General features: G+C 67.0%; 15 protein-coding genes. 11 read left to right on the top strand and 4 right to left on the bottom strand.

Features of this window, described 5'->3' with window-relative positions; translation table 11 throughout:
* The first annotated feature begins 4 nt into the window (after window positions 1-4).
* The 3 genes from AUL34_RS07715 to gltX are packed head-to-tail and all read left to right on the top strand — an operon-like array spanning window position 5 to window position 2,980.
* Complete coding sequence (locus AUL34_RS07715) at window positions 5-331, top strand: hypothetical protein (protein ID WP_061932867.1); 327 nt, start codon at window positions 5-7, stop codon at window positions 329-331.
* Complete coding sequence (locus tag AUL34_RS07720; RefSeq protein ID WP_061932869.1) at window positions 328-1,563, top strand: MFS transporter; 1,236 nt, start codon at window positions 328-330, stop codon at window positions 1,561-1,563. The genes AUL34_RS07715 and AUL34_RS07720 overlap by 4 nt, the downstream gene beginning before the upstream one ends.
* Window positions 1,564-1,606: 43 nt before the next feature.
* Window positions 1,607-2,980, top strand: a complete 1,374-nt coding sequence (gene gltX, locus AUL34_RS07725; protein WP_061932871.1) for a glutamate--tRNA ligase — start codon at window positions 1,607-1,609, stop codon at window positions 2,978-2,980.
* Window positions 2,981-3,001: 21 nt separating this feature from the next.
* Here the strand turns inward: gltX and AUL34_RS07730 are convergent, their stop codons facing one another.
* On the bottom strand, window positions 3,002-5,320 hold the full coding sequence (locus tag AUL34_RS07730; RefSeq protein ID WP_061932873.1) for an NADP-dependent malic enzyme: 2,319 nt from the start codon (window positions 5,318-5,320) through the stop codon (window positions 3,002-3,004).
* 184 nt (window positions 5,321-5,504) lie between these two features.
* On the opposite strand from AUL34_RS07730, the gene AUL34_RS07735 reads away from it, so the two are divergent.
* Window positions 5,505-6,341 carry a UDP-2,3-diacylglucosamine diphosphatase gene (locus AUL34_RS07735; RefSeq protein WP_061932875.1) on the top strand — a complete coding sequence of 279 codons (837 nt, stop codon included), beginning with the start codon at window positions 5,505-5,507 and terminating at the stop codon, window positions 6,339-6,341.
* A 6-nt stretch (window positions 6,342-6,347) separates the two neighbouring features.
* On the opposite strand, the gene dgcA is transcribed toward AUL34_RS07735, so the two are convergent.
* Window positions 6,348-7,334, bottom strand: a complete 987-nt coding sequence (gene dgcA, locus AUL34_RS07740) for an N-acetyl-D-Glu racemase DgcA (protein ID WP_061932877.1) — start codon at window positions 7,332-7,334, stop codon at window positions 6,348-6,350.
* A 136-nt stretch (window positions 7,335-7,470) separates the two neighbouring features.
* Between dgcA and AUL34_RS07745 the strand changes: the two genes are divergently transcribed.
* The 4 genes from AUL34_RS07745 to AUL34_RS07760 all read left to right on the top strand — a co-directional run bounded on the left by AUL34_RS07745 (window position 7,471) and on the right by AUL34_RS07760 (window position 11,875).
* Window positions 7,471-8,661, top strand: coding sequence for an MlaE family lipid ABC transporter permease subunit (locus AUL34_RS07745; RefSeq protein WP_061932879.1), 1,191 nt, complete (start codon window positions 7,471-7,473; stop codon window positions 8,659-8,661).
* Window positions 8,642-9,472, top strand: coding sequence for an ABC transporter ATP-binding protein (locus tag AUL34_RS07750; protein WP_061932881.1), 831 nt, complete (start codon window positions 8,642-8,644; stop codon window positions 9,470-9,472). Before AUL34_RS07745 ends, AUL34_RS07750 begins: the two co-directional genes overlap by 20 nt.
* A complete protein-coding gene (locus AUL34_RS07755) occupies window positions 9,472-11,139 on the top strand; it encodes an MlaD family protein (protein WP_061932883.1) in 1,668 nt (555 codons plus the stop codon). Before AUL34_RS07750 ends, AUL34_RS07755 begins: the two co-directional genes overlap by 1 nt.
* Before the next feature lie 178 nt (window positions 11,140-11,317).
* Entirely contained in the window at window positions 11,318-11,875 is a 558-nt protein-coding gene (locus tag AUL34_RS07760) for an ABC-type transport auxiliary lipoprotein family protein (RefSeq protein ID WP_244492485.1), read from the top strand.
* A 631-nt stretch (window positions 11,876-12,506) separates the two neighbouring features.
* Here AUL34_RS07760 and AUL34_RS07765 read toward each other — a convergent pair.
* Complete coding sequence (locus tag AUL34_RS07765) at window positions 12,507-19,532, bottom strand: hypothetical protein (protein ID WP_061932887.1); 7,026 nt, start codon at window positions 19,530-19,532, stop codon at window positions 12,507-12,509.
* A 508-nt stretch (window positions 19,533-20,040) separates the two neighbouring features.
* Here AUL34_RS07765 and AUL34_RS07770 point away from each other — a divergent pair.
* A complete protein-coding gene (locus AUL34_RS07770) occupies window positions 20,041-20,361 on the top strand; it encodes a 2Fe-2S iron-sulfur cluster-binding protein (RefSeq protein ID WP_061932889.1) in 321 nt (106 codons plus the stop codon).
* A 17-nt stretch (window positions 20,362-20,378) separates the two neighbouring features.
* On the opposite strand, the gene AUL34_RS07775 is transcribed toward AUL34_RS07770, so the two are convergent.
* Entirely contained in the window at window positions 20,379-20,885 is a 507-nt protein-coding gene (locus AUL34_RS07775; RefSeq protein ID WP_192845715.1) for a DUF922 domain-containing protein, read from the bottom strand.
* A gap of 212 nt (window positions 20,886-21,097) precedes the next feature.
* Here AUL34_RS07775 and folP point away from each other — a divergent pair, with 212 nt between their 5' ends.
* Window positions 21,098-21,955 carry a dihydropteroate synthase gene (gene folP, locus AUL34_RS07780; protein ID WP_244492481.1) on the top strand — a complete coding sequence of 286 codons (858 nt, stop codon included), beginning with the start codon at window positions 21,098-21,100 and terminating at the stop codon, window positions 21,953-21,955.
* The gene (gene folK / locus AUL34_RS07785) at window positions 21,952-22,455 is read left to right on the top strand and encodes a 2-amino-4-hydroxy-6-hydroxymethyldihydropteridine diphosphokinase (protein WP_061932895.1); all 504 of its coding nucleotides are present in this window, start codon (window positions 21,952-21,954) and stop codon (window positions 22,453-22,455) included. Before folP ends, folK begins: the two co-directional genes overlap by 4 nt.
* Window positions 22,456-22,457 lie beyond the last annotated feature (2 nt).

A 22,457-nucleotide genomic window follows, 5' to 3' on the forward strand; every position in this document is an offset into this window, starting at 1 on the left:
ACAGATGAACGCCATGGAGCTTCCGGCCCCGACGGACATACTCGCTGCGGCCTTCGCGGTCGGAATCCTGTTCCTCGTACGCTTTGCGCTGGCCCTGCGTCGCATTCGCATGGAACCGGGATCCGGATGGCGGCCGGACAAGCAGGCTTGGCGTGACGTGACGCGACCTCTGGGGTACGGGCCACAGCTGGAACCGAATCGGCGCCATGCCGCGCGACAACTCTACCTCGCGCTATTCTTTCTCGCGCTGGCCGCGATCCTCGCGGTCTGGCTCGGTGGATCTACCTTGTTCGGCTGGCCCGCGCCCTTCAAGGCGGGAAGCTTCGCTTGAGCACGCCAGGAGGCACCGATGGTGCCGGATCCTTCATTCTCGCGAACGGACGATGGCTCGGAGGTGCGTTTCTCCTGTGTCTCTGCTCGTCCTTCGGCCAGACCTTCTTCATTTCGCTGTCGGGCGGCGACATCCGACGCGAGCTCGGTCTGAGCCACGGCGATTTCGGGCTCCTCTACATGCTGGCGACGCTTGCCAGCGCCGTGACGCTGCCGTTCCTCGGGCGAGCGATCGACCGCTTTTCGACGCGATACGTCGCTGCGGCCACGATCCTGGGGCTGGCGGCCGCCTGTCTCGTCATGGCGACCGTGCCATCCGTTCCGCTGCTCCTCGTCGCCTTGTATCTCCTGCGCCTCTGCGGGCAGGGAATGATGTCCCAGACGGCCTTCACCGCCGTCGGGCGTTGGTTTCTTGCCCAGCGCGGGCGGGCGGTCTCCTACGTTACGATCGGCTATCAGGCCGGTGAGGCGAGCCTGCCCTTGATCTTCATCGCAATGGTCGGCCTGGTCGGTTGGCGGGGGAGTTGGTTTGCGTCCGCCGCGTTCCTTGTCGCGTTCGGGTTGCCTGTCATCTACGCCCTCGTCAGTCGAGAGCGGGATCCGCAGGGGACCGGGGGCACCGCGTCGCCGAAGACCGCAGCCGGCGACCGACAGCTGTACGAGGTCATGAGGAGCCCGAGCTTTTACCTTCTTTGCGCCGGTGTCGTCGCACCGCCCTTCATCGTCACCACCATCTTCTTCCACCAGATCTACCTTTCGAACCTCCGAGGCTGGCCCGTGGAACTGTTCGCGTCCGGCTTCGTGCTCATGTCGGCGGCCACGGCGGCTTGCGCGCTGACGTGCGGCTGGCTGATCGATCGCTACACCGCGGTGCGGGTCCTGCCGTTCTTCCTCCTCCCTTTGACCTTTGCCTGCTTCGTCATCTCGCTGGTCGTGTCCCCGGTTGCGGTCTTCATCTTCATGGGGCTCGTCGGAATCTCCAACGGTTTCGCGGCGACCCTCTTCGGCGCGCTTTGGCCGGAACTCTACGGTGTGCGCCATCTTGGCGCGATTCGGTCCGTCGTCCTGTCGATGCTGGTGTTCGGCAGCGCGCTCGGCCCCGGTCTCACCGGCTTTCTGATCGATCGAGGCGTATCCTATCCGCTCCAGATCGCGGCCATGGGATGCTACTGCCTGGCGGGGGCGATCGTCCTGTCCCTCTGGTCGCAGCGGCATTCGCGGTCCGGCGCCTGACGCCTCGATTGCCACGCGCGGCGTCGGGGTCTATCGCGGAGCAATGACCGTGTTCGTTCGCTTCGCCCCGTCGCCCACCGGATACCTCCATATCGGGAACCTCCGGCCGGCCCTGTTCAACTGGCTCTTCGCGCAGGCGCATGGCGGCCGGTTCCTGCTGCGCTACGACGACACCGATCGCGAACGATCCAAGCCGGAATACGCGCAAGCCATTGCCGACGATCTCGCCTGGATCGGCATCCGGCCCGACGCCGTCGCGCGGCAGTCCGATCGCCTGTCGCACTACGATGCGGCCGCCGATCTCCTTCGCGACAGCGGGGTCCTTTATCCCTGCTACGAGACCGCCGACGAGCTTGAGCGGATGCGCAAGCGCCGCATGGCCCGGGGCCAGCCGCCCGTCTATGGGCGGGAGGCGCTTCGTCTCACCGGAGAGGATCGCGCGCGGCTGGAAGCGGAGGGCCTTCGGCCTCACTGGCGCTTCCGGCTTCCGAACTTCGTCGACGATCCGCTTCGACCGTCGCGCACGGACGTCCATTGGGACGACGTCGTGCGCGGTCTCCAGACGGTGGACCTCGCCTCGCTGTCGGATCCCGTCCTCGTGCGCGAGGACGGCACGTACCTCTACACGTTCTGTTCGGTCGTGGACGACGGCGAAATGGGGATCTCGCACGTCCTGCGCGGCGACGATCACGTGACGAATACGGGCGTCCAGATCGCGATCTTCGAGGCACTCGATCACCCGGTGCCCGCTTTCGGACACTTCAACCTCCTGACGACGATCGACGGCGAGGGGCTATCGAAGCGCACTGGCGCGCTTTCGCTGCGTTCGCTGCGCGATGACGGGCTCGAGCCAATGGCCGTCGCCTCGCTTGCGGTTCTCACCGGGCTGTCGGGCTCGATCGAGGCGATGCCGGATCTCCCGGCGCTCGGAACACGGCTCGATTTCGGACATGTCTCGGCATCCAGCTCGAAATTCGATCCCGCCGAACTGGAGCGGCTGAACGCCGAACTCGTCCACGCCATGCCCTATGCGACGGTGGCCGAGCGCCTGCGCGATCTCGGTGTGCCGGATGACGAAGCCGAGGCGTTCTGGGGCGCAGTGCGGCGCAACTGCGCCCGCGTCCGGGACGCCGCCGTTTGGCGCGAGATCGTGTTCGGGCAACCGGCGACCGCACCCGAGCTTTCGGACGATGACCGGGCGTTCGTGGCGCGCGCGTTCGATCTCCTGCCGCCCGCACCCTGGGATGGCACGACCTGGAAGTCCTGGACCGACCGGGTCAAGGCCGAGACCGGGCGCAAGGGCCGGGCGCTGTTCATGCCGCTGCGCGTCGCCTTGACCGGCCTGGAGCACGGTCCGGAGCTGGCCGATCTTCTGCCGCTGATCGGCGTCGAGCGCGCCACCGCCCGACGCCCCTGAGGGCGCCGGGCCAGCCCGATATCAGCCCTTGGCTTCCTCGTCGCGCTGAACGGCTTCCGCCACCGCGATCGCCGCCATGTTGACGACGCCGCGCGAGGTGACCGACGGCGTCAGGATGTGGGCGGGCTTGGCGGTGCCGAGCAGGATCGGGCCGACGTGCAGGGCGTCGGTCATCGACTTCACGACGTTCATCGTGATGTTGGCTGCGTCCAACGTCGGGAAGAGCAAGAGGTTGGCGTCCTCCGTCAGCGTGGAGTTGGGCATGACCCGCTGGCGCAGCTCACGCGACAGCGCCGCGTCGCCGTGCATCTCGCCGTCGATCTCGAGGTCCGGCATCGCCTCGCGAACCAGTGTCAGCGCGGCCCGCAGCTTTCGCGCGTCCGGCGTGTCGGCCGTGCCGAAGTTGGAATGCGACAGGAGCGCCGCACGCGGCTGGATGCGGAAGCGGTGGATCATCCGCGCTGCGAGGAGCGCGATTTCGGCGAGGTTCTCGGCAGAAGGGCTGTCCTGCACGTAGGTGTCGGCAAAGAAGGTCGTGGCGTTCTGCGAGATCAGGAGGCTGAGGCCCGACAAGCGGCCGACGCCCGGCGCCACGCCGATGATCTGGCGGATATCGCGGATCTGGCGCGAGAAGCGTCCGGCGAGGCCGCAGATCAGGATGTCGGCGTCCCCGCGCGACACGGACACCGCGCCGATCACGGTGGTGTTCGTGCGCACGAGAGCGCGCGCCGTATCCGGGTTCACGCCACGGCGGCCGACCTTCGAGAAGTAGTGGTCGACATAGTCGCGGTAGCGCGGATCGTCTTCCGGGTTCACGACCTCGAAGTCTTGCGCCGGACGGATCCGCAGACCGAAGCGCTGGAGGCGCGTCTCGATGACGCTCGGGCGGCCGATCAGGATCGGGCGGCAGACCTTGTCCTCCAGAAGGACTTGCGCGGCGCGCAGCACGCGCTCGTCCTCGCCGTCGGAGAAGATGACGCGCTTCTCCGAGTTTCGCGCGATCGCGAAGATCGGTTTCATCACGAGACCGGAGCGGTAGACGAACCGGTTCAGCCGGTCGAGATAGGCGTCCCAGTCCGCAATCGGGCGCAGCGCGACGCCCGTCGCCTCCGCCGCGCGAGCTACGGCGGGTGCGATCTTGAGGATCAGCCGCGGATCGAACGGCGAGGGGATCAGGTATTCCGGGCCGAAGACGGGCGTTTCGGACCCGTAGGCCTTGGCCGCGACCTCGGACACTTCTTCGCGGGCCAGGGCGGCGATCGCATCCACAGCGGCGATCTTCATCTCCTCGTTGATCGAGGTGGCGCCGCAGTCGAGCGCGCCGCGGAAGATGTAGGGGAAGCAGAGGACGTTGTTGACCTGGTTGGGGAAGTCCGAGCGTCCCGTGCAGATCATCGCGTCCTTGCGCACGGCGCGCGCGAGGTCGGGCATGATCTCCGGCGTCGGATTGGCAAGCGCCATGATCAGCGGCTTCTCGGCCATCGATTCGAGAAGCTCGGGCTTCAGGACGCCGCCGGCGGACAGGCCGAGGAAGATGTCGGCGCCGCCGATGACATCGGACAGCGTGCGCGCCTCCGTCGCCTTGGCATAGACCGCCATCCAGCGGTCCATTCCCTTCTCGCGGCCCTCGTAGACGACGCCGTCCTTGTCGGTGCAGGTGATGTTCTCGATCCTGGCGCCGAGCGACACGAGAAGATTGAGGCAGGCGAGCGCAGCCGCGCCCGCACCGGACGTCACGATCCGCACGTCCTCGATGCGCTTGCCGGCCAGCAGCAGAGCGTTGCGCACGGCAGCCGCCACGATGATCGCCGTGCCGTGCTGGTCGTCGTGGAAGACGGGAATCCCCATCTTTGCGCGGAGCTGCTCCTCCACCTCGAAGCACTCGGGCGCCTTGATGTCCTCGAGGTTGATGCCGCCGAAGGTCGGCTCCAGCGCCGAGACAACGTCCACCATCCGCTCGATGCTGGTCGCGTCGATCTCGATGTCGAAGACGTCGATGTCGGCGAACTTCTTGAACAGGACCGCCTTGCCCTCCATCACCGGCTTGGAGGCGAGGGGGCCGATGTTGCCGAGGCCGAGGACCGCAGACCCGTTGGATACCACGGCGACGAGATTGGCGCGGCTGGTGAAGTCGGCCGCCACCGACGGATCGTCGGCAATGGCGAGGCAGGGCGCGGCGACGCCCGGCGAATAGGCGAGCGCCAGATCGCGCTGGTTGCCGAGCGGCTTGGTCGCATGCACGCCGAGCTTACCGGGCTTCGGATGGCGATGGTAGAAGAGCGCCTGCTCGTCCAGATCCCGCTTCGCGGTGTCCGTCCTGGTCTCGTCGGCGCTCGCCATCAGTGATTCTCCGTCCTTCTGACCGCGCCGCCGTGATGCGCCGGGCCGGTATCGATATGCGTCGTCCGACTAATGCCAGCCGGGCCGGTGGTAAACAACCTTCAGCCGAATGGGCCCGGCGTCACATGGATGCAATGCAAAGCGGCGACTCTCGCACCATTGGCAAGCGAAGGGGTCGACGCCCATGACGCCGACGACACCGCCGGGTTCACACCGGCATTTCCGGACGCTCTTCATCTCCGACGTGCATCTCGGCTCCAAGGCCGCGCAGGCGGAGCCGCTGCTGGCGTTCCTCGCATCGCACGACGCGGAGAAGATCTACCTCGTCGGCGACATCGTCGACGGGTGGCGGCTCAAGCGCGCGTGGCACTGGCCGCAGTCGCATAACGACGTCGTCCAGGCGTTTCTGCGAAAAGCCCGCAAGGGCACGCAGATCATCTACGTTCCCGGCAACCACGACGAGTTCCTGCGCGGCTTCCCGGGTCAGCATTTCGGCGGGATCGAAGTTCGCCTGACCGACGTCCACGAGACGGCCGATGGCCGGCGGCTCCTCGTGATGCATGGTGACGAGTTCGACGTCGTCGTGCGAAACGCACGCCTCATCGCCTATCTCGGCGACTGGGCCTACGACGCGGCGATCGCGATCAACCTCGTGTTCAACCAGCTGCGGCGCCGTTTCGGCTTCGGCTACTGGTCCTTCTCGTCCTGGGCGAAGCTCAAGGTGAAGAACGCCGTGTCGTTCATCGGTGCCTTCGAGACCGCCCTGGCGTCGGAAGCCGAGCGCATGGGGTGCGACGGGGTGGTCTGCGGGCACATCCACCATCCCCAGATCGCGCAGCGGGCCGGCATTCTTTACGTCAACAGCGGCGACTGGGTGGAAAGCTGTTCGGCCATCGCCGAGCGCAACGACGGCTCGCTCGAGCTCCTCACATGGACCGGCGCGCAGGCGACGGTGCCGCATCTTGTCGAGGTGCCGCAGCTCCAGGATGCACCGGCGCTCGAACCGGCAAAGGCGGCCTGAGGCGCGTCAGCCCCAGAGCGCCGGGCCCGGCACGCCGACCCGCGAGCCTTCGTACGGCAGCCCCTCCGCGCGGTCCTCCAGAAGCAGAAGGGGGCCATCGAGGTCGCACAGCTCCGCATCCTGCGCCAGAAGCACCGCAGGCGCCATGGCGAGCGACGAGCCGACCATGCAGCCGGCCATGACGCCGAAGCCGAGGCGGCGCGCCTCCGCGAGGAATCGAATCCCTTCGGTCAGACCACCTGTCTTGTCGAGCTTCAGGTTCACGTAGTCGTAGCGCCCGACGAGGCTCTCGAGGTCCGCGCTGCCATGAACCGATTCGTCGGCACAGACGGGCACCGGGCGCGGCATGCGGGCGAGGATCTCGTCCTGTCCGGCGGGGAGGGGCTGTTCCACCACGAAGGCGCCGATGGAGGCCGCCGCCAGCATCAGCTCGCGGATCGTCTCCGGTCGCCATCCTTCGTTGGCGTCGATGATGAGCCGGGCCTGCGGAGCCGCCGCCCGCACCGCGCGCATCCGCTCCGCGTCCCCCTCCGGCGCTCCGACCTTGACCTTCAGAACGCTTCGCGCGCCGACGGCCGTGGCCGCCTTGTGCATTTCGTCCGGCGTATCGAGCGAAATGGTGAAGGCCGTGTCGATCGCGCGCGGGCGGTCCAGTCCGAGGCGCTCTGCGACGCTCCGCCCGGAGAGTTTCGCTTCGAGATCCCAAAGCGCGCAGTCCAGGGCGTTGCGGGCGGCGCCCGCCGGCAGGAGCGACTGCAACGCCTCGCGATCCGCCCCGGCCTCCACCTCGCCACGCACCTCTTCGATCGCGGCACGCACGCTTTCGACGCTCTCCCCGTAACGCGCGTAGGGCACGCATTCGCCCCATCCCGTCGCCGACCCCTCTTCGAGCCGGCAGGTGACGACCACCGCCTCCGTCTTCGAACCCCGTGCAATGGTGAAGCGGCGTGCCAGCGGGAAGCGATCCACTGTGACCGAAAGACGACGCGCCATCATATTTCCTTGCCAAATCTTAACGGGCATTGCATCGCACACGACGCAAGCTAACTCTGGTTGCACTGCCTCGAGCTGGCGACGATCCGTCCGCCGACGATCTCCTATACCGCCAACCTCCGACCTGAGCGATTGCATGCTGGATACGCCGCAACCCGAAAGGGCTTCGAAGAAGGACGGGCGCCCCGACGGCGCAGCCCCTTCGCTCGAAGCCGAGAAGGGCAACGGCGGGGTCGTGCTGCATTTCGCCGGCGACTGGCTCGCCCGCACCATCGGTGCGGTTGAAAAGGTCGTCGAGGATACGCGCAAGGCGGATCTTGGAAAGTCCGTGACCTTCGACCTGTCCGCGGTCGGTCGGCTCGATACGTCGGGCGCGCTCCTGATCGAGCGGCTGCAACGCAGCCTCAGCGAGAAGGGCGCTGACGTCCGTTCGGACGGGCTCGGCGATGCGGAGTCCATGCTCTTCGACGCCGTTCGCAAGGCGCTCGACACGCCCCGGTCCGAGAGCAAGGCCAAGCAAACCTCGGCGCTGGGTGACTTCTTCGCCGGGATCGGCGCCAACGTCTTCGCCGTCGGACGCGAGACGATGCTCGGCCTCAACATCATCGGTGCGTCGCTTTACGGCGCCGGCCGTCGAATCACGGGCAAGCAGCGCTGGCGACCTGCCGCCATCGTCAGCCAGATGGACCGGATGGGTGTTCGCGCCGTTCCGATCATCGCGCTGATGAGCTTTCTGATCGGTGCGGTGATCGCGCAGCAGGGCGCCTTCCAGCTGCGCAATTTCGGCGCCGAGATCTTCGTCGTCGATCTCGTCGGCATCCTCCAGTTGCGCGAAATCGGCGTGCTTCTCACGGCCATCATGATCGCGGGCCGTTCGGGCAGTGCGATCACCGCCGAGATCGGCTCGATGCGGATGCGCGAGGAAGTGGACGCGCTTCAGGTGATCGGCCTCAATCCGATCGGGGTCCTCGTCTTCCCCAGGCTGGTTGCGCTGACGATCGTGCTTCCGCTCCTCGCCTTCATCGCCGACATCACCGGTCTTCTCGGGGCTATCACGGTGAGCTGGGCCTATTCCGGCATCACGCCGGACGCCTTCATCACCCGTCTGCGCGGCGCCATCGACGTCGGAACCGTGTTCGCCGGTCTGATCAAGGCACCCTTCATGGCGATCGTCATCGGCGTCGTCGCCTCGCTCGAGGGCCTCAAGGTCGGTGGCAGCGCCGAAAGCCTCGGTCAACACGTGACGGCCTCCGTCGTCAAATCCATCTTCCTGGTCATCTTTCTGGATGCCGTTTTCGCGATTTTCTATGCCGCCATCGGATATTGATACCAAACCGCAATCCGGCGACGACGACGTCATCATTCGTGCGCGAGACGTGACGGTTCGCTTCGGATCGAAGACGATCCTCGATGGCCTCTCGCTCGATGTTCGACGTGGCGAGATCCTCGGATTCGTCGGTGCATCGGGCACCGGCAAGTCCGTGCTCCTGCGAACGATCCTCGGGCTGAACGCCAAGCAGTCGGGGACGATCGAGGTCTTCGGTGTCGATTACGAGCGCGCCGACGAGGCCGCGCGCCTCAGCGTCGAGCAGCGTTGGGGCGTCCTGTTTCAGCAGGGCGCGCTTTTCTCCTCGCTGACGGTGCTTGAGAACATCCAGGTGCCGATGCGCGAGTATCTCGACATCTCGCCCAAGCTCATGAACGACCTGGCGCGGCTGAAGATCGACCTCGTGGGTCTCGCACCCGACGCGGCCGAGAAATATCCGTCCGAACTCTCCGGCGGCATGATCAAGCGCGCCGCGCTGGCGCGTGCCCTCGCGCTCGACCCGGACATCGTCTTCCTCGATGAGCCGACCTCGGGCCTCGACCCGATCGGCGCCGCCGACTTCGACGAACTGATCATGACGCTGCGCGATACGCTGGGCCTGACCGTCTACATGGTCACCCACGACCTCGACAGCCTGTTCCAGGCCTGCGACCGGATCGCGGTGCTCGGCAAGAAGAAGGTCCTCGTGGAAGGACCGCTCCAGACCATGCTGGACTTCGACGACGACTGGGTTCGGTCGTACTTCCACGGAAAGCGGGCACGCACCGTCGTGTCCAAGGACGAGAATCCGTACTACAACGGGAACGCGTGATGGAAACCAGAGCCAACTACATCCTCGTCGGTGTCTTCACCGTCGCGGTGCTTCTGGCAAGCTTCGGCTTCGTCTACTGGTCCGCGAACGTTTCCGATCGTGATTCCCGCGTGCCCCTGCTGGTTCGCATCGAAGGATCGGTGTCCGGCCTCAGCCAGGGCAGCCAGGTCCTCTTCAACGGCCTCGGCGTTGGAACGGTGACCAACCTGCGGATCGATCCCAACAATCCGCGCGTGGTCATCGCCACGACGCAGATCGATCGCACCACGCCGGTGACCACGTCGACCACCGCGACGATCGGCTTTGCGGGCCTGACCGGACAAGGCTTCATCGGCCTGACCGGCGGCAACGTGAACGATCGCAACATCATTCAATCCGCGCTCGAGCAGGGCGCGACGCCCGTGATGACCGCCAACCCGTCCGATGTGACGGACATTCTGGCGACGGCGCGCGACATCGCCGACCGTGCCAACAACATCCTCAGCGAGTTCGAGGAAATCGTTCAGGCGATCGGTCCGTCGGTTCGCACCACTGCGGACAACGTCGCCCAGACCTCCACGAACGTGCGGGTCTTCACCGACAGCCTCGCGGCAAACGCCGATCAGATCGACGATTTCCTTTCCAGCCTCGCCGACCTGTCGCGCAGCGCCAACAACGTGGCGGTGCAACTACCCGATCTCATGAGCCGCGCCAGCGGCTTCATCGGCGCTCTGGACGTGGCGGCCGTCAACCAGTCGATCCAGAACGTCGCTGCGATCACCCAGTCGCTCCGCGGCCAGACCGACAACGTCACGCGCGCGATCGAGTCCGTCTCGACGGCCGTTGCCGGGTTCGGTTCGGTCGGCGATACCCTCAACCAGAACCTGCCGAGCGTTCAGGCCTTCCTCCAGCGGCTCGGACCCATCTCCGAAACCGCTTCGAGCGTGGCGACGCGTCTCGACTCGACCTTGGCGAACGTCTCCGAGATCACCGCGGCGGTGAACCCCGATCAGGTGCGCTCGACGATCAACAGCGTCAGCGGCTTCACCGACGCGCTGAACGCCCAGTCTGGCCGTGTCGGGTCGGTGGTCGCGGGTGCCGACACGATGCTGCAGACGCTGAACGGCGCATTGGAAGGCCTCAACGGGACGCGTGCGCGCATCGACACGCTCCTCGGCGCCGTCAGCGCATCGACGATCAACCGGGCCGTCAACGACGTGTCCTCCGCGACCAACAATATCGCCGCGGCGGCCGACTCTGTGCGTGGGGTCGCCGACAACATCAACTCGCGTCGCGACGACATCAACGACATCATCACCAATGTCGAAGACACGAGCGCCAGCCTGAAGGTCGCGTCCAACCAGGTCCAGACGCTGATCAATTCGGTCAACGGCTTGGTGAACAGTCCCGACGGCCAGGGGCTGACGACGGAGGCCCGCGCGACGCTGCAGAGCATCCGGCAGACGGCGGAGACGATCCAACGCTCGGTCGGTCCCATCGCAGCGAACCTCCAGAACTTCACGGGGCAGGGCCTGCAGGATGCGCGCAATCTGATCCGCGAGACGACGCAGGCCGTCACCCGGATCGAGCGAGCCATTCTCGACCTCGCCAACAACCCGAGCCGCGTCATCTACGGGGGAAGCGGGGGCGGCGAGGTGCGTCAGTTCGACGGTCGTACGCGGCGCTGATCGAAAGCGTCGATACCGGCGGGTGGCCCGCCGGCAACAGTCTTATGCGAAGCGCTCCTCTCGGGATCTTCGTGTCTTTGAAACCCGCGGGAAGCACGTCAGCTTCGGCGACCCGTCTGTATATGCGTCGAGGATCGATATGGCAGGAAATGCTGCGGCGAAATGGTCCAGCCTGTTGGTGGCAGCGTTCGCACTGTCGGCCTGCGCGTCCCTGAAGACGCCGCCGGCGACCTTCGAGCTTTCGCCGCCCCGGTCAGCGGCCGTCGGCTCGGCCTCAACGCGATCCCAGATCCTGCTGCCCGAACCCACGGCGACGAGCGCGCTCGACAGCCAGCAGATCGTCGTCAAGCCGACGCCGCAGACGATCGAGAACCTCGCAGACAGCCAGTGGAGCGATCGCCTTCCGCGCCTCGTGCAGCTTCGGCTGCTCCAGGCGTTCCAGAACACCGGTCGTATCGGCGCCGCCGGCCTGCCGGGGCAGGGCTTGGCGATCGACTATCAGGTCGTGACAGAGCTTCGGCGCTTCGAGATCGCCTTCCAGCCGGGCGCGACGGCGGTCGTCGAGATCTCGGTGAAGGCGCTGAACGATCGCACTGGAGTTGTCCGCGGATCCCGGGTCTTCCAGGCGTCGGTGCCGGTCGCGAACGGTCAGCCGTCGGGGTACGTCACGTCGCTCGACGCGGCCTTCGGTCAGGTCGCGGACGAGATCGTGGCCTGGATGATCCGCCTGATCTGATCGACCTGTCCCATGCGCTTCGAAAGCCCGCTTCGGCGGGCTTTTTTGTGCGTCGGGAAGTTTCGGGTATTCGGTCGACTGCGATGATGGCCTCTGCCGAGCGACCTTTTGATACCGCCGGCTGCGAAAGCGCGATCCAACGGTCCATGGCGATTGCTGATCTGGCGAATATGCCGGCTCGACCTTTCAACACCCGGTCGTCCGATCGCGTTCAAGTCGCCTTCGCCCTTCCGAGGCCTAAACGGGGAACCGAACGCAAGTTTGCCGCCCGCAACTGCAGATGCGCTCGGTATAAGCGAGGTCGCCGTAACCACTGAGGCGGAAAGGTCGTCAGGTGGGGAGAGCGGATATGTTCGGGAGCATGGCGACCTCGGCCCCGCGACTTCGGTCGTCGCTGTCAGGCGTTTGCAGTGCGCCGGGTGCACCTCTCGTGCCCACGCGGCGCCTGCGCGATCCGACGGCTCGGCCAACGTCGAGTTTAGTCGGCTGCGACGACTACGTCTGATCGTTCCGTTTTCCCCGAACCTTGAGCCGTGATGGTGCGGGCGAAAGGGTCCATCGGACCAACCAAAAGAAAGGGGCGACGCCTTACGGCGCCGCCCCTATTCCGTTCCAGCCTCGATGCCCGACCTCAGTCGAAGCGACCCGAGGCGTGGGCCAGCATCGTGTAGACCTTCCCGGTGTCGGAGGTCAGGTACGACTTGCTGCGCGTGTTGTCGGGATCGCGGCGGGAGGCATCCTGCAGAAGCGACTCGAAGTCCGCGATGTAGCGATCCACGGCATGGCGGAAGTCGGCATCCCGCTGGTACTTCCGGCGGATCTCGTCGAACGTCTGCTGCCCCTTCATCGTGTAGAGGCGGCGGGTGAAGACGTTCCGTTCGCCGCTGCGATAGCGGTCCCACAGCTCGACCGACACGTTGTGATCGATCGCACGGGCGATATCCACCGACAGCGAATTCAGCGAGTCGACCACATGCGCCTGGCTACGCTCGGTGCGCGCAGGGCCCGCAGCCGCCGGGGAAGCAGCCGGAGCCGAACCGGCGGGGGCGACGTTCGCCTCCGCCTCTTCGTCCTGCGAAGCACGCCGCAGCAGGTCGGACACCCAGCCACCCTCGTTCTCGTCCGATGCCGGACGAGCCGCCGGCACCGCAGGCGCCGTACGTTCGGTCGGCGCCGCCGGCCGAAGGGGCGAGAACTCGCCGGTCCGCGCGGGCTGGACGTCCGGCGATGCCTGCGGCGTTCCCAGCATGCGCGCGGCATCCGGGCCGCCGCGCAGGTCGTACGCAAGGTTGCCGCCGACCGCAGGAGGCGCCGGGCGACGCTCCGCCTCGACCGGGGCCGCCGAAGAGCGCGCCGCACGGCTGTCGGTGGCGGGCTTGCGGACGTCCATCGCTCGGCCGGAGGTCGACACGATGTCGCTCAGCTCGCGCAGGGCGCGGATCTGATCGGACACGGCGCGGCGCATCGCCTTGGTGCTCTCGCGGGTCTCTTCCGGCAGTTCGAAAACGCCGCGACGGATCTCCGTACGGGCCGTCTCGAGTTCGCGGCGCATGTCGCCGGCTGCCTTCCGCATGTCGGCGGTGGCGCCGGAGAACTTCTCCGACGCTTCCTCGATCACCGAGCGCAGAGCCTCGCGGATCTGTTCGGCGGCAGCCTGCGAACGGCGCTCGGTTTCCTCGAGCTGCTGCTCGGCTTCGCCGAGGCTGGAGCCCAACTCGCTCGAGACCGTCCCGGCAACGGCGCGGGCGCGCGTCTCCGCCTGCGAGAAGAGCCGGTCGACGACGCCCTCGAAGGTGTCGAGCATCGTGGAGATGTCGCGCGAGCGATCCGCAAGCGTGCCGGCGAGGAGGGTGAGCCCCTCGTGGCGCTCTTCCAGCGTCGACTGCAGGTTGGTCTGGGTCTCGTCGAGAAGACGGGCGGCGTCGGACAGAAGACGCCCATGCTCCGCGAACTTCTCCGTCATCCCGCCGATCTGCGTGAAGGCCGTGGAGGTGACGCCGTCCATCCGGGCGATCGACTGTTCCAGGCGATCGGACGAGGAGGTGATCTCGTCTTCGACGCGCAGCGCTTCCGTCCGGAAGCGATCGCGGGTGTCGATGAGCGACGTCTCCACGCGGCCGATGGAGCCGGTGGCATCCTCGAGCATCGCGCGCAGCGTCTCGTTGCTGTTGTCCAAGCGCTCGAGCAGCTGCGTGACTTCCTGGCCGAGTTGGCCCTGGACACCGGACACGCGGGTGACCGTCTCCTCCGAGCGCGTGTCGAGAGCCGACAGAAGTTCGCTCGACGAACGGCCGAGGCGTTCCACCGTCTCCTCGGTGCGCTGGATGAAGCTCGCCACCACGGCTGCGTTCTCGGCCCGCAGGCGTTCGGCCACCTGACCGGACGTTCCCTCGAGGGCCTGGATCGCTGCAATGCCGGTTTCCGACAGGCGCTCGACGATCGGGCGCGTCCGCGTCTCGATGAGGTTGGCAAGGTCCGAATTGCGATCTGCCAGAAGCTGCGACAGGGCGCGGGTGCGCTCGGTCATGGTCTGGCCGACACGGTCGGCGCTGTCCGAGAGTTCGCGTTCCGACGACGCGACACGTTCCGCAATCTCGGCTCCGAAGCCGGCGCTGACCTCAGCCATCTGATCGCGAGCACGCTCCGCTTCCACGCGCAGTGCCGTGGCGGCGGCCGAAAGACCCAGCACGACCTGCGAGCCTTCGTCGGCCAAGGCGGCGCGTGCCTCTTCCGCTTCGCGCAGGATCGTTCCCGAAACCTGGGCCGTCTCGTCGCGGATGCTGCCGGCAACCGACAGGATCTCGCCGCGGATGCGCGACGACGTTCCGTCGATTTCGTCGCGCAGGGCGGCGACCGAGCGCGACAGGTTGTCGTTGAGGCCACCCGTCGTGCTCGACAGCGTTTCCGTGAGCCGCTCGGAGAGCGACGTCAGCTCGGCCACGAAGCCGTCCGCGCGTTCGCCAAGAAGCGAGACGCTGCGTCCGGTCTCGTCCCGGATGATGCCGGCTGTGCCGCGAACCCGCTCGGCGAAACCTTCGGCGTCGCCGAGGAAGCGCTGGCGAGCGCTCTCTGCCTGTTCGGCCATCGAGAGGGCCACGGCGTCGATCTCGCCGACGATCCGGGCTGCGTCGGAGGCCATGCGCTCGCGCGCCTCGCCGGAACTCGCCTCGAAGCGATCGGTCGCGCCGGTGAGTTCGGCGACGAGCTGACTGGCGGTTTCGCCGATCTGGTCGCGCACCCGGTCCGTCTCGCCGCGCATGGCCTCGACGACGCGCGCGACCTCGCCGGTGATGCGCCCGGCATCTTCCAGGAGGTTGCGACGCGAAAGCTCGCCCGCTTCCCGCAGATGGGTGCTGGCGCTCGTGAACTCGGCGCCGATCGCCGCCGTCTGTTCGGCGACTTCGCGCCGCAGCCCGTCGGACTGCTCGCGAACCTGCAGGGCGGCCGACGCGACCTCTTCGCGGATCTGCACGGCATCCGCGGCGAACTGCTCGCGGGTCTTGTCGCCGATCAGGCGCAGGCGATCCGACGCGTTGCCGATGTCGCCAGACAACGATTCCGCCTGCTGCAGGACGATCACCCGTGCAGCCTCCGCGTCAGCACGCAGACGGGCGGCCATCGCCTCCAGACCGCCGGCGAACTCGCTCGCGACCTCGGAAAGGCGCTCGCGTGCCGTCTCGGCCTCGCTGCGCATCGCAAGCGACGCTCCGCCGATCTGTGTGGTGAAGGCGTCGCCTTCCAGCGCGAGAGCTTCGCGCAGTTCTTCCGCGTCGGCGCGCATCCGGCCCGCCACGTCGGTGACCTGGCGACCGAGCTGCTCGGCCTCGGCAGCGAAACGCTCCTGCGCTTCCTGGCCGACACGGCGGATCGATTCGGCGGAGAGGGCGATACCCTCAGCGATCTGTGCGCTCTCGCCGGTGAGTTCGCTGCGAGCGGCCTGGCTCGTTTCCTGAACGGACTGAACCACCGCACGGATACGCTCCTCGAAGCGTTCGGCTTCAGCCACGAACTCGGACTGGGCCTCGGCGGAGGAGGCACGGAAGGTCGAGCCCAGTTCGCCGATGATGATGGCGATCTTCTGCGTCTCGGTCTCGAGACCGGCGCGGGCGCGATCGGCCTCCTCGCCCATCGTGGCGGAAGCCGCCACGATCGATTCCCGCAGGGTGTCGGCGATCATCGAGGTGCGGCCCGAGAGCGTGCGCTCGACATTGCCAAGGCCGCGCTCGAGGCTGGCCGTGATCGCTTCCGTCCGCTCGTCCACTGCCGCGGCAAGGCTCACGGTTCCGGCGGCCAGCGCGGCTGCGATCTCCTCGCGCTTGGTTTCCAGCGCAGTGGTCACGTTGCCGGCGCTCTGCTCGAGCACGCGGCGCACGTCGTCGGCACGGTCGCCCAGCGTTGCAGCCAGCGATCCCGCCACATCCTCGATTGCCGAAGTGAGGTTGTCGCGGCGTTCGTCCATCGCGGTGGCTAGGAAGCCATCGGACTCGATCAGGGCCTGGCGCAGGGCCGCGATGCGGGTCTCCAGCGTCGACAGGATGGTGGCGTTGCCGCTCTCGAGCGTCGAGGCGATGCGGCCGGCGCGATCGTCGAGGTCGGCGATGAGCGAGCTTTCCGATGCATCCACCATGCGGCGCATGGACACGACGCGGTCGTCCAGGCCGTCGAGGATCGCGCTGCGGGCGCTTTCGACGGCGTCGCGCAGAGCCGTGCCACGACCGTCGAGGCCCTGGATCAGCAGCGAGAGCGCGTTCTCCACGGCGGACAGAACGGTTCCGGCGTTGTGATCGATGTCGCGGGCGAAGCGCTTCGTCCGTTCGTCCAGAGTTTCCGTCAGTCCAGCATGCGAACTATCGACAGCCGCCGAAAGGTCGCGAACACGCGCGGCAAGTTCGCCGACGACACGCTCGACGGACTCCTCGAAGCTCGCCTCGATGCCGGCGGTGCGGGTTTCGAGGCTCGCCAGGAACTCCTGCCGGCGATCGTCGCCGGTCATCAGAGCCGCTTCGAGGCGACCGATGACGTCGTCACCGACACGGGAGGTGTAGAGTTCCAGCGTGTTGGAAAGCCGCTCGCCGCTGTCGCGCATGAACGCTTCGGAGGCGGCCAGGCGGTCGGCGAGACCGGTCGTCAGCACCTCGTTGCGCTCGTCGAACTCGGAGACGAAGCGGCTGGTGCGCTGATCCAGCATCTGATCGAGCGTCTGAAGGCGCGTCTCGAACTCCGACGACAGGAGCTGCGTGCGTTCGTCGAGGGCAACCTCGATGGCCGATCCGCGCTCGGCAAGCAGTGCGTTCATGCGTTCCAGGCGGGTCTGGAAGCGCTGGTCGGCCTGGCTGTCGGCGGCGGAAAGGGCGGCTTCCAGGCGTTCGGCACGCGCGTCCACGCCGGACACCATGCGACCCTCGGCGTTGCCGATGACCGCTTCCATGCGCGAGACGTTCTCCTCGATCGATTGCGCGAGGGCCGTTCCGCGCTCCTCGAACTGAGCGAGCAGCGTCTGCTGAGCGAAGGCGAGCGAGGTGTCGATGTCAGCGGCGCGGTCGCTGAGCACGGCGCCGAGCGAACCGATCTGCGCATCGAAGCTCGACCGGACGTGGTCGGAATGCGCCGCGAAACTCGCGTCGATGCCCTGGCGCGCACTATTGGTGGCGGCGGTCAGCTGCTCGCGGCCACCCTCGATGACTTGACGGATTTCGTCCGCACGCTCCGCCACGTTGCGCGTGAAGCTGCCGGTCGTCTCGGACAGGGCCACCGCGAAACGGTCGGCCGAGCGATCGATCGCCAGAGCCTGACCTTCGATCGTCTGAACGAGCTGCGCTCCCTTGCCGGACAGTGCGCCCTCGAGTTGCGCCAGACGCTCGTCGAAGCGCCCGAGCACATCCTCGTTGCGGGCGCCGAGAAGAGCGGTCGCTTGCTGAATGCGGGTGTCGAAGGCCGCGTCGAGATTGCGCAGCAGGCGCTCCGTCTCGGAGGCGAGGTGCGACATGCGCTGGTCGAGACCGCCGGTGAGCGAGGCGACCAGCGCTTCATTGTCCGCCAGCATGCGCGTGGAACGCTCGTCGAGAGTTTCGCTGAGCCGCCGATCGAAGGTCTCGGATCCCGACGCCAGGCTTTCCGTACGCTCGGCCAGCGCGTTCAGCACCGCTTCGTTCGACTGACGCAGGCGTTCGCCGGACTGCTCGCCGATCGCGGCGACACGCTGGACCAGTTCGTCCGAGCGCGCCTGGAGCTCTTCGGCCTGGACGCGAAGCGAGCGCGCCAGTTCTTCGCCGGTCTGGGCCAGGCGTCGCGTGGTCTCCTCGGCCGTCTCGCCGATGCGCTGGATCACGCTGGCGCTGCTTCCGCTGAGCTCGGCCTCGATCTCGCGGCTGCGGCTGTCGAACATGGCCGTCAGGGTCTGGCTGCGGTCCTCGTAGGCCTGCGACAGGGACGCGCCCCGTTCGTCGAGCAGGGCATGGAAGCGCTGCGTTGCCTCTTCGACCTGATGGATGATGCGGGTGGACGCCGTGTCCACGTCGCCGATCAGGCGATCGTGCGAGCCCACCACCGAGGACCGGAGCCGCTCGGCGTGCGCCAGCATCGCTTCGCGCTCGCTCGACAGGTCGTTGACGAGCGAGCGGATCTTGACCTCGTTGTCGGCATAGGCGCGCTCGAGCGAGGAGACCTCGGAATGCACGATGCCTTCGAGTTCGCCCATGCGGGACAGGGCGCGCTCGACGCCCTCGCCGAGTGCCGCGACTTCGCGACGGATAGCGTTGCCGACGCTGGTGACCTTCTCGGAAGCGATATTCTCCGGCTCCGCAAGGCGCAGCGCGACCTCTGCGAGGGATCGGCTCATCAGCCGCAGATCCTGCGAGCGGCGGACCATGACGGCGAAGGCCAGGATCAGGAGGGCAGGCAGCACCACGGCGGAGGCGGCAAGCGCCAGCGAGAGGCCGGCCGGAGCGGGCGGCCCGCCAGCCTCGAGGAAGGCGAAGGAGGCGGCACCCGCCAGCACGACCCACGCGGCGGCAACGACGCTGCCGATCACGAGGGTGCGACGGGAGGAGCGTCGGGTGAGGAGAGCGTCGGCCATCACGGCGGCGGAGCGCTGCTCGTCGTTGGCGACGGTGGACTTGAAATCGCGGGTGCGGGACGCCCGGACAGGCTCGGCGGCAGCCTGCGGCTCCTGCCGTGTCGATTGCTGCCCGGCACGGGCGCGCGAGGCGTCACGGTCGGCGGCGGAAGCGGTGCCGGCCGCGATGGCTGCGGCCACCGGGGGAACGGCGCTTCCCAGACGATCGGCGACGATCGAGGGCTCGACCTGATCGGCCTCCGCCATGGACGCGATCAGCTCCTCTTCGGCCAGCTGGAACTCCGGCTCGGGAGGCAGTTCGGAGTCCTCGACGTTCGAACCTGCCGCAGCGACCGGCTCGGCGACGGCGTCCTCCCGCAACGCGCTGGTCGCTTCCTCGACGGAGCGGTCGAATTCATTCAGGGCGAACTCGATGTTCATCTCGGAGGGGGAAAGCGTCTCGTTCTCGACGTGCCCGTCGGCGGTGCCGGAGATGCGGCCTTCCTCCGTGTCGGCGCCCAGAAAATCCGTGTCCTGAAGCGCAGCCTCCAGTTCGGTGACTGCTTCGTCCGATAGCTGTTCAGCCGTCTTGATCTTCGACATGACCCGCCGCCCCGTACTCGTTACTCATCGGCGGGGTCGACGCTCGCTGCCGTGTTGCGAGCCGCCTTCCGTTCCGCCATCAACATGCCGCCCTCCCGAACACGGAAGGCGAGCCTCTTGCATTCCACCAAATTAGAGGGCGGCGTGGCGGAAGGAAACCCGCAATTCCGGGCTTTGATACAAGTTTAAACATTTGGTTAACGTCGAAAACGAAATGCCGACCAAGGCGCTATCGGTCTGTTGACGCTGGGGGCGACGCTCGCATTTGCGGTTCCCGCCGAACCTGACGTCGCGTAGCGCGGACTTTCGAGAGGAGATAGGTCGGTTATCCGTCCGCCTCGACGCTGCGGGACGGGTGCGTCCGAATGTCCGCTGCGGACGATCACACCGACTTCGCGACCGTTCGCCAGGCCCGCAAGTGTCTGTTGATAAACCGGTCCGGTGCCGTCTTCACCTTGGTTGCGCGTGACGGTTGACCCCTGCGGTCCGGCGTTCTAACCCCCGGGGCATGACCGCGATCAACTTCATTGCTCCCGACGGCACCCGCTATGAGATCGATGCGCCGGACGGCGCCAGCGTCATGCAGGCGGCGATCCGCAACGACGTACCGGGTATCGACGCCGACTGCGGCGGAGCCTGCGCCTGCGCCACATGCCATGTCTATGTGGACGAGGCGCAGTTCGCCCGTCTCGATGTAATGGAAGCCATGGAAGAGGACATGCTCGACTTCGCGCTCGACGTACGGCCGACGTCCCGCCTGTCCTGTCAGATCCGGGTGCGACCCGATCTCGCCGGCCTGACGCTCACGGTACCCCAGCGTCAGGCGTGAGTGCCGGTCTCGCCGATCTAATGGGCGTTCCGCTTCGTCGCAGCGGCCAGTTTGTCGTTGAGCCGGGAGTCCACGACGCGCGCTTCGGTTCGGTCGAACCCGTGCTGTGCCTTCGCGTGGGCCATTTGAAGCTCCTGCGAACGCCGGGTGGCGACGATTTCCATTCGCGCGCAGCTCGCTTCGGCCGGCAGCGCGAGCAGCTCCTGGTTCATCCGGTCGAGCCAGGTCTTGGCGATCGCCGAATGGTGCGCTTCGTGCTCGGCGATGTCCCGCTGCAGGATCTTCCACATGGTGCGCGTCCGTGGATCGGCCTTTTGCGGCGCGTTCCAGCGGGGCAGGGTGGTGACGAGGTCCAGGCGCAGGTTCGTACGCGAGACGCGGCATCCGGTCTTCTGCGACGCGAATTCGAGGTCTCGCATGAACGTGACCTTAGTCGACCCGGCATGACGTTCGCCGCCGGAGAGCAGCGGACCGGTCGCCCCCAAGGCGCTATCCAGATCGGCGAACGTAGCGCCCTTCACCATGAAGTATGTCGTGCGTTCCGTGATCTCCGCGCCGTGCGCGAGACCCGTGGACATGCATCCCGCCGCAAGGCCGCAGATCAGAAGTCGCCGCATCGTCGCTGGCCTCGACCCTTGAAACACCACACCCTTACGCTACGCGGGTTCAAAAGAGATACAAGGGAGGATTGCGGAATAATTAAGATCGTGCACGACCGGTTCGCACGACCTGCCAGATGGGTGGTGCCAGTATGATGCGCGAACGCCACTGGCGGCTTGCGGAAGGGCGCAGCCTCCCGATCGGCCGGAAGGCCTTGATCATGGGCGTCCTCAACGTCACCCCGGACAGCTTCTCCGACGGGGGGCGATACGACGGTGATGTGGGGCATGCCGTCGAAGCGGCACTTGCCATGGTTGTTGAAGGTGCGTCGATCATCGACATCGGCGGAGAATCGACGCGTCCCGGAGCTGAACCGGTCGATGCCGCCGAGGAGCAGCGGCGCGTCCTGCCCGCGATCCGCGCGTTGCGGGCGCGCAGCGAGGTCGCGATCTCCATCGATACCTACCGCGCCGAGACCGCGATGCTCGCGGTCGAGGCCGGCGCCACGATCGTGAATGACGTCTGGGGCGCGCAGAAGGATCCTGCCATTGCAGAAGTTGCCGCACGCACGGGCGCGGGTCTCTGCCTCATGCATACGGGCCGCGAACGGCAGAAGCTGCCCGACGTCATCGCGGACCAGCGCGCCTTCCTCGGCCGTTCGATCGAGATCGCACGCACTGCCGGAGTTGCAGACGAACACATCGTGCTGGATCCTGGATTTGGTTTCGCCAAGTCCGCGGACGAGAACTTCGAACTGATGATGCGGATCGGCGAACTCGTCGAGTTCGGCTTTCCGATTCTCGCCGGCACGTCGCGCAAGCGCTTCGTGCGCGGTGTTCTGACCGCCGAGGCCGGCGACGCGGATGTGGCGACCGCTGCGACGAGCGTCCTCCTGCGCGAGCGTGGCGTCTCGATCCTGCGCGTCCACGCCGTCGCACCGACGCGCGATGCGCTGGCGATCGTCGATGCCGCGCTCGAGCGGGGGCGGCCATGACGACGGCCTATCTCGGTCTTGGCGGAAACCTCGGCGATCCGATCCATGCGATGGCCGAAGCGCTGCGCGCTCTCGATGCCGACGCGCAAACGCGAATGGTCGCGGTTTCGCCCGTGTTCCGGACGCCACCGTGGGGGCCGGTGGAGCAGCCGCCCTTCATGAACGCCTGCGCTCGGATCGAAACCGCGAGGTCGGCGCAGGCCCTTCTGGCGCTCTGCCTCTCCGTCGAGGCGGCACTGCATCGGGACAGGAGCGTGCGTTGGGGCCCGCGGACGGTGGATCTCGACGTGCTGGACTTCGGCGGTGAAAGCGTGCGGAGCGAACGGCTGACCCTGCCGCATCCGCGCATGGCCGAACGCGCCTTCGTGCTCGTTCCGCTGGCGGAGATCGCACCGGCGTTTTCCGTCGGGGGGATGGGTGTCGCAGAGCGCCTGGCAGGCCTGGACACGACCGGTATCGTGCGCATCGACGCGCCGCCCGACTGGTGGCGCGTCGCCTGAGG

It is taken from the genome of Aureimonas sp. AU22, from assembly GCF_001463745.1.
Classification (GTDB): domain Bacteria; phylum Pseudomonadota; class Alphaproteobacteria; order Rhizobiales; family Rhizobiaceae; genus Aureimonas.

What these genes read in the sequence shown, in the direction of transcription:
- AUL34_RS07715 (WP_061932867.1), top strand. Translation starts at nt 5, where the DNA reads ATGAACGCCATGGAGCTTCCGGCCCCGACGGACATACTCGCTGCGGCC.
- gltX (WP_061932871.1), top strand. Translation starts at nt 1,607, where the DNA reads ATGACCGTGTTCGTTCGCTTCGCCCCGTCGCCCACCGGATACCTCCAT.
- AUL34_RS07730 (WP_061932873.1), bottom strand. Translation starts at nt 5,320, where the DNA reads ATGGCGAGCGCCGACGAGACCAGGACGGACACCGCGAAGCGGGATCTG.
- AUL34_RS07735 (WP_061932875.1), top strand. Translation starts at nt 5,505, where the DNA reads ATGACGCCGACGACACCGCCGGGTTCACACCGGCATTTCCGGACGCTC.
- dgcA (WP_061932877.1), bottom strand. Translation starts at nt 7,334, where the DNA reads ATGGCGCGTCGTCTTTCGGTCACAGTGGATCGCTTCCCGCTGGCACGC.
- AUL34_RS07745 (WP_061932879.1), top strand. Translation starts at nt 7,471, where the DNA reads ATGCTGGATACGCCGCAACCCGAAAGGGCTTCGAAGAAGGACGGGCGC.
- AUL34_RS07750 (WP_061932881.1), top strand. Translation starts at nt 8,642, where the DNA reads ATGCCGCCATCGGATATTGATACCAAACCGCAATCCGGCGACGACGAC.
- AUL34_RS07755 (WP_061932883.1), top strand. Translation starts at nt 9,472, where the DNA reads ATGGAAACCAGAGCCAACTACATCCTCGTCGGTGTCTTCACCGTCGCG.
- AUL34_RS07765 (WP_061932887.1), bottom strand. Translation starts at nt 19,532, where the DNA reads ATGTCGAAGATCAAGACGGCTGAACAGCTATCGGACGAAGCAGTCACC.
- AUL34_RS07770 (WP_061932889.1), top strand. Translation starts at nt 20,041, where the DNA reads ATGACCGCGATCAACTTCATTGCTCCCGACGGCACCCGCTATGAGATC.
- AUL34_RS07775 (WP_192845715.1), bottom strand. Translation starts at nt 20,885, where the DNA reads ATGGTGAAGGGCGCTACGTTCGCCGATCTGGATAGCGCCTTGGGGGCG.
- folP (WP_244492481.1), top strand. Translation starts at nt 21,098, where the DNA reads ATGGGTGGTGCCAGTATGATGCGCGAACGCCACTGGCGGCTTGCGGAA.
- folK (WP_061932895.1), top strand. Translation starts at nt 21,952, where the DNA reads ATGACGACGGCCTATCTCGGTCTTGGCGGAAACCTCGGCGATCCGATC.